The 5806-nt window shown below is 58.9% G+C and carries 7 protein-coding genes; 4 read left to right on the top strand and 3 right to left on the bottom strand.

Annotation, left to right across the window (positions count from 1 at the left end; translation table 11 throughout):
* Positions 1–927 precede the first annotated feature (927 nt).
* Positions 928–1902 carry a L,D-transpeptidase family protein gene (locus tag ACXRVY_RS15415; RefSeq protein WP_458237695.1) on the top strand — a complete coding sequence of 325 codons (975 nt, stop codon included), beginning with the start codon at positions 928–930 and terminating at the stop codon, positions 1900–1902.
* Between the two features lie 122 nt (positions 1903–2024).
* Here the strand turns inward: ACXRVY_RS15415 and oprI are convergent, their stop codons facing one another.
* A complete protein-coding gene (gene oprI / locus ACXRVY_RS15410; RefSeq protein ID WP_003199355.1) occupies positions 2025–2276 on the bottom strand; it encodes an outer membrane lipoprotei OprI in 252 nt (83 codons plus the stop codon).
* A 639-nt stretch (positions 2277–2915) separates the two neighbouring features.
* On the opposite strand from oprI, the gene ACXRVY_RS15405 reads away from it, so the two are divergent.
* Positions 2916–3203, top strand: a complete 288-nt coding sequence (locus tag ACXRVY_RS15405) for a GNAT family N-acetyltransferase (protein WP_008023295.1) — start codon at positions 2916–2918, stop codon at positions 3201–3203.
* A 71-nt stretch (positions 3204–3274) separates the two neighbouring features.
* Here the strand turns inward: ACXRVY_RS15405 and ACXRVY_RS15400 are convergent, their stop codons facing one another.
* Both ACXRVY_RS15400 and ACXRVY_RS15395 read right to left on the bottom strand, forming a co-directional pair.
* Positions 3275–4351 (bottom strand): 3-deoxy-7-phosphoheptulonate synthase, encoded by a 1077-nt coding sequence (locus ACXRVY_RS15400; RefSeq protein ID WP_223463730.1) that lies wholly within the window; start codon positions 4349–4351, stop codon positions 3275–3277.
* Between the two features lie 187 nt (positions 4352–4538).
* Positions 4539–4982: a PilZ domain-containing protein gene (locus ACXRVY_RS15395; protein ID WP_223463731.1), complete on the bottom strand. Its 444-nt coding sequence runs from the start codon at positions 4980–4982 to the stop codon at positions 4539–4541.
* Here ACXRVY_RS15395 and ACXRVY_RS15390 point away from each other — a divergent pair.
* Positions 4981–5367 carry a thioredoxin family protein gene (locus tag ACXRVY_RS15390; RefSeq protein WP_223463732.1) on the top strand — a complete coding sequence of 129 codons (387 nt, stop codon included), beginning with the start codon at positions 4981–4983 and terminating at the stop codon, positions 5365–5367. The two genes, ACXRVY_RS15395 and ACXRVY_RS15390, sit on opposite strands and share 2 nt — an antisense overlap.
* The coding region (locus ACXRVY_RS15385; protein ID WP_458237694.1) for a 2-dehydropantoate 2-reductase N-terminal domain-containing protein at positions 5364–5806 on the top strand (443 nt) is incomplete at its 3' end. The genes ACXRVY_RS15390 and ACXRVY_RS15385, both read left to right, overlap by 4 nt.

The following is a 5806-nucleotide window of genomic DNA, read 5'->3' as shown; positions in this document are numbered from 1 at the left end:
CGGGGGCATTGCCCTCCGGTCGGCTTCGCTTCGACCTACATGCAATGAGTTCGACTGCGTCGAACGGCGCTGCGCGCCAATCCCCGGATAAACACCTCCGCTCAGCCTGCCGAGGGGGCGGGTGGATCAAGATCAAAAGCTGCAGGCGAGCTAACGCTCGGCCTGATGAGTGGTGAAGAGCGTCTGCGCACGCCGATCTGCCTTTGCTTTTCTGTGGGAGTGAGCCTGCTCGCGAAGGCGGCCTGACAGCCGACCCAGACCTTGCAGATGTACTGAGTACCTGTGGGAGCGAGCTTGCTCGCGATGGCGACCTGCCAGTCGACCAGGTACCTCACAGACAAACGAGCCCGGCAAACAGGCCGGCAAACAGGCCGGCCGGTAGGCCGCCTCGGGCGCTGTTGCGGTGTACGCCCCCTCGTGAGGCCGAGTGGAGGTTCTGCGCAGTGGGCAACCCGGCATGGATGCCGGGTTAGCCGCSCMCGGCCATGGATGGCCGATSGCGGCGGGCCCACGGAGCAGGACCGGAGCGAGGGCATGCCGAGCCAMRGCGAGGCACCGAAYGWMAGGGGCAAGAGCSYTTGGTTACTTKGSGCTTTTCMAAGTGACCCGCYGTAAGRGCGGAACCSYMAGWGGCCGTTACCGCAGAAACGGATATGTACACCCTCAAAAATCCATGCCGCCTGCCACGCCGCCATCGCAAGCTCGCTCCCACAGGTAACCGCATCCGCAGAAACGGATATGTACATCCGTAAAAAACACGTCACCCAACACACAGCCATCGCGAGCAGGCTCACTCCCACACGGGATCGAGGAAAATCGCAAAATCGCCTTACAGTGCCTGCAATCGGGCCATCTCCCCGAAATAACGGACAGCGGTGTACAATCGCGTTCTTATACTCTCAGTTGATCATGCGAAGGATTTTCCGGATGTTGTCGCGCTTTCCTGCCGTCACCCGCTGCCTGTCACTTGCCGCCCTTTTGGTGGCCGGTCCCGTTGCAGCATTGGAGTTTCCCCTGCCACCGCCCGGTGAGGACATCATCGGCCAGGTGCAGGTGATCAAGGCCAAGTACGAAGATACCTTCGCCGACCTTGGTACCGCCTACGATCTGGGCTACACGGAAATGGTCGCGGCCAACCCGGGTGTCGATGCATGGTTGCCAGGCGCCGGCACGGAAATCATTCTGCCGACCCGCTTCATCCTGCCACCAGGCCCGCGTGAAGGCATCGTGATCAACCTGGCCGAGTACCGCCTCTACTACTACCCGAAAGGCAAGAACGTGGTGTACACGTTCCCGCTGGGTATCGGTCGTGAAGGCTGGGGCTCGCCGATTGCCCACACCAGCATCACCGCCAAGACGCCGAACCCGACCTGGACGCCGCCGGCTTCGATCAAGGCCGAGCACGCAGCAGACGGTGATCCGCTGCCCAACGTCGTGCCGGCCGGCCCTGACAACCCGCTGGGGCCGTTCAAGTTCACCCTGGGCACACCGGGCTACCTGATCCACGGTTCGAACAAGAAGTTCGGTATCGGCATGCGCACCAGCCACGGTTGCTTCCGCATGTTCAACAACAACGTGCTGGAAATGGCGGGCATGGTGCCGGTCGGTACGTCGGTGCGGATCATCAACGAYCCGTACAAGTTYGGTWTSAGYGGCGGSAARGTCTAYCTGGARGCKCATACGCCGYTGKAYGACAARGGCAAYCCKTCGGTGGTCGACAAGCACACCGCRGTSATCAAYGCSWTGCTCAAGCGTGARGACATSACTAACAACCTGCGCATGAACTGGGATGTGGTGCGTGATGTGGTTGCCGCTGAAGACGGCCTGCCGGTGGAGATTGCTGTGCCGGGCAACAACGCCGCACCGATGGTGTCGAGCACTCCGGTCGACCCGATGCAGTAAGCTTGTAAAGAGCCCGTCGGCGCGGACCGCGTCGACGGGTTTTTTATTGCCTGGAGAAACGCCGGGCAATAAAAAAGCCGACCCAAAAAATGGATCGGCTTGATAACAATCCCGAAGGACTATTACTTGCGGCTAGCTTTGTCCAGCATGCGCAGAGCACGCTCGTTAGCTTCGTCAGCAGTCTGTTGTGCTTTTTGAGCAGCAGCCAGAGCTTCATCAGCTTTACGGTAAGCTTCGTCTGCACGAGCCTGGGAGCGAGCAGCTGCGTCTTCAGTAGCGGTCAGACGTGCTTCGGTTTCTTTCGATGCGCTGCTGCAACCGGTAGCCAGAACTGCGGCCAGGGCCAGAGCAGAGAATTTCAGAACGTTGTTCATCGTGTTCCCCTTCAAGGACTTTCTATTAAGTAGCTATCTCCTCCGATTGAGGAAATAGCCGGCGTACATACTACCTATTACTTGTAGTAAGTAAAACTGACGTGACGCAAGAAGCAAAAAAAATTGTAGGCGTTGATTCTTTTTCGAGCAACTTTTAACTGAACTGATTAAAAAACATCCAGCTGCAAGGCCCGTGGCTGAGCCAGCTGGCGAGTAAAAGTTCCTTCGGCACACCGCTCTTTTTCCAGTCTGGCTAGAGCCCGTCTACATGGGTTCGTCTACACTTTTGTTCGGCTTTTGCGTAGCGCCTCGCAATATCTTTCTCGATGTTCAGGTGACTTTAACAATGGGCGCTCGTCTTAAGTCTCAACATCCGGCAATGTTCAGGCTATCGACCCGGAGTGATCTTCGGTCGAGCCATTCCTGCGTGATCCGGAGCAGCACCTGCCAACCTGCATGATGACGAGCGCACCTTGAGCATTTCTGTCAATGGTGCCTACTATTTGTACGTGCTCGGTAGCGCGAGATCGGTGCAGCTCTTCTCGGTGTCCATTMAGGCACGGAGTGGCGTAGATGTTCCTTCGTCGGAAAAACATCGGTAAGGTAGGGGTCAAAATTCCAGACCCGCGAGGAGTAGTGATGAGCGAGGCGTTGTCCATCCACCATGACCAGGCTGGTCATCAGTTCGAGACCATTGTGGACGGTCATCGTGCCTATCTGACCTATATGGATCTGGGGAAGCAGACCCTGGATATTTATCGCACCTTCGTGCCCAACGCGTTGCGTGGTCGCGGTATTGCTGCAGCCTTGACCGAGAAGGCGCTGGAGTACGCGGACGAAATGGGCTACACCGTCATTCCATCGTGCTCCTACGTCGAGCGCTACATGGAGCGTCACCAGCGGCATGCGGCCAAGCTGAGTCAGTGACCTTCAATAAAACGAATGCATAAAAAAACGCCGGGTTTAGTCCGGCGTTTTTGTGTGTTCGCTAAAAGCGATCAGCTGCGATCGCGTTTAGGCAGCACATCCCTGAGCTTGGCATGCATGCTGCGCAAGGTGTTTTCGGTCGCGGTCCAGTCGATGCAGGCGTCGGTGATCGACACGCCGTATTGCAGGTCGGCGAGGTCTTTCGGGATCGCCTGGGCGCCCCAGTTCAGGTGGCTTTCAACCATCAGGCCGATGATCGACTTGTTGCCTTCGAGGATCTGGTTGGCGACGTTCTCCATCACCAGTGGTTGCAGGGCCGGATCCTTGTTGGAGTTGGCGTGGCTGCAATCGACCATGATGTTCGGCTTGATCTTCGCCTTGTTCAACGCCTGTTCGCAGAGCGCAACGCTGACCGAATCGTAGTTCGGCTTGCCGTTGCCGCCGCGCAACACCACGTGACCGTAGGCATTGCCCTTGGTGGTCACGATCGACACGCCACCTTCCTGGTTGATGCCCAGGAAACGGTGTGGGCTGGAAACCGACTGCAGGGCGTTGATCGCCACGGTCAGGCCGCCATCGGTGCCGTTCTTGAAGCCGACGGCCGAGGACAGGCCGGAGGCCATTTCACGGTGAGTCTGGGATTCGGTGGTGCGCGCGCCGATGGCCGACCAGCTGATCAGGTCCTGCAAGTATTGCGGGGAGATCGGGTCGAGGGCTTCGGTGGCGGTCGGCAGGCCTTTTTCGGCCAGGTCCAGCAGCAACTGGCGACCGATGTGCAAGCCGTCCTGGATCTTGAACGAGTCGTCCAGATACGGGTCGTTGATCAAGCCTTTCCAGCCGACGGTGGTACGTGGCTTCTCGAAATAAACGCGCATGACCAGATACAGGGTATCGGACACTTCGGCAGCGAGAACCTTCAGGCGCTCGGCATACTCATGGGCGGCCTTGATGTCGTGGATCGAGCAAGGCCCGATGACGACGAACAGGCGGTGGTCGGTGCCATCCAGAATGTTGCGAATGACTTCGCGGCCCTTGGTGACGGTGCGCAGTGCGGCGTCGCTCAGGGGAATATCGCGCTTGAGCTGATCGGGAGTGATCAGAGTCTCGTTGGAGGCGACGTTTAGGTCGTTGATCGGTAAATCAGCCATCGTTTACTCGTCAGGTCACGGGTGCCGGCCGCCAGCGAACCCGCGCGGCGGAGCACAGCAAATTAAGCGCGTCGGGGAGCCGAACCTTAGCGCGTTACACCGTGGCTCGACAATGGGCAGACGCCGGTTTGGTGGGCTTTCGCAGTCAGTTTCCCTGCCATGAGGGGCAAACCGATCAAGAACACCCCTATTCCAGCACCGGCTGCGCAAAAGCCTTGCGCACCGAATCGTGAGAGAACTCGTCGGCGTGCTCCTGTACCCATTCAAGGGCCCGAGCCTGGATATTCTGCAAGTCGTCGTGGGCGTCATGCAGGCGGCAGTAACGTTCGATCTGGCACACCTGCTCGCCCATTCGGGCGCTGAATAGCGTTTGTTCGTCGACGAAGACGATGCCTACCAGATAACCGCGCTTGCGCCGCAGGCACCAGGCGACATAGCCCAGGTAGCGCATGTCCGGGTTCACGGTCGGCATGCGTACCTCCAGCGCGGTGCCGTAGCGCCACGCGCGGTGATAATTGCAAGCCATGCCCCCGAGGCTGATAGTGTGCAGCTGTCGTCGCGAAATACATTCAGGTTTCAGCAACGTTAATTCGACGGGCACATCGTCAGGGTGAGGAATAAATCGTCCCATGAACACAGACTCCATGTGTCGGCCATCTGACATTGTTACACCCAGTATAGTGGTCGAATTGGAACTGACCGATTTCGACGCCGACCAACGGCTGCTGGCGATGAGCGGCGTATCACTGGTTATTTTCACCAGTGTCGGCTGCGCCGGTTGCCGTTTTGCCCGCGAGCAATTGCCGACACTCGATCTGGCAGTCGATCGACTGTGCTGGATCGATGCCGGCAATAACGGCGGGGTGGTCGAGCGTTATCAGGTCTTTCACTTGCCGGCGCTGTTTGTCGTTCGCGACGGCGAATTCTTCGGAGCACTGAAATCCCGCCTGACCGACACCGAGCTCAATCGGGCGGTGCGCCAGGCGCTGAGTCGAACAGCAGAGGAGTTGCCATGATGGGGACAGTTGCCAGGCCGACAATCGGCATTATCGGGACCGGCGCAATCGGCGGTTTCTACGGGGTGATGCTGGCGCGTGCCGGTTTTGATGTGCATTTTCTGCTGCGCAGCGAGTTTTCCGCTGTGGCCGAGCACGGGTTGCAAGTCGATAGCGCGCCCCATGGCGCGCTGAAACTGAACCCGGTGCAGGCTTATTCGAACGCTGGAGACATGCCACCCTGCGACTGGCTGCTGGTGGGCGCGAAAACCACCAGTAACGCCGACCTGGCACCCGCCATCCTGCAAGCGGCGGCGCCGAACGCCAAGGTACTGCTGTTGCAAAATGGCCTGGACGTCGAAGACAGTCTGCGTGATTTGCTCCCCGATTCGCTGCATGTGCTCGGCGGGCTCTGCTACATCTGCGTTCATCGCCAGGCACCGGGCGCCAGGCACCGGGC

The sequence above is a fragment of the Pseudomonas sp. P5_A2_2 genome (assembly GCF_054177685.1).
This window is presented reverse-complemented; position numbering and strand designations above follow the sequence as displayed.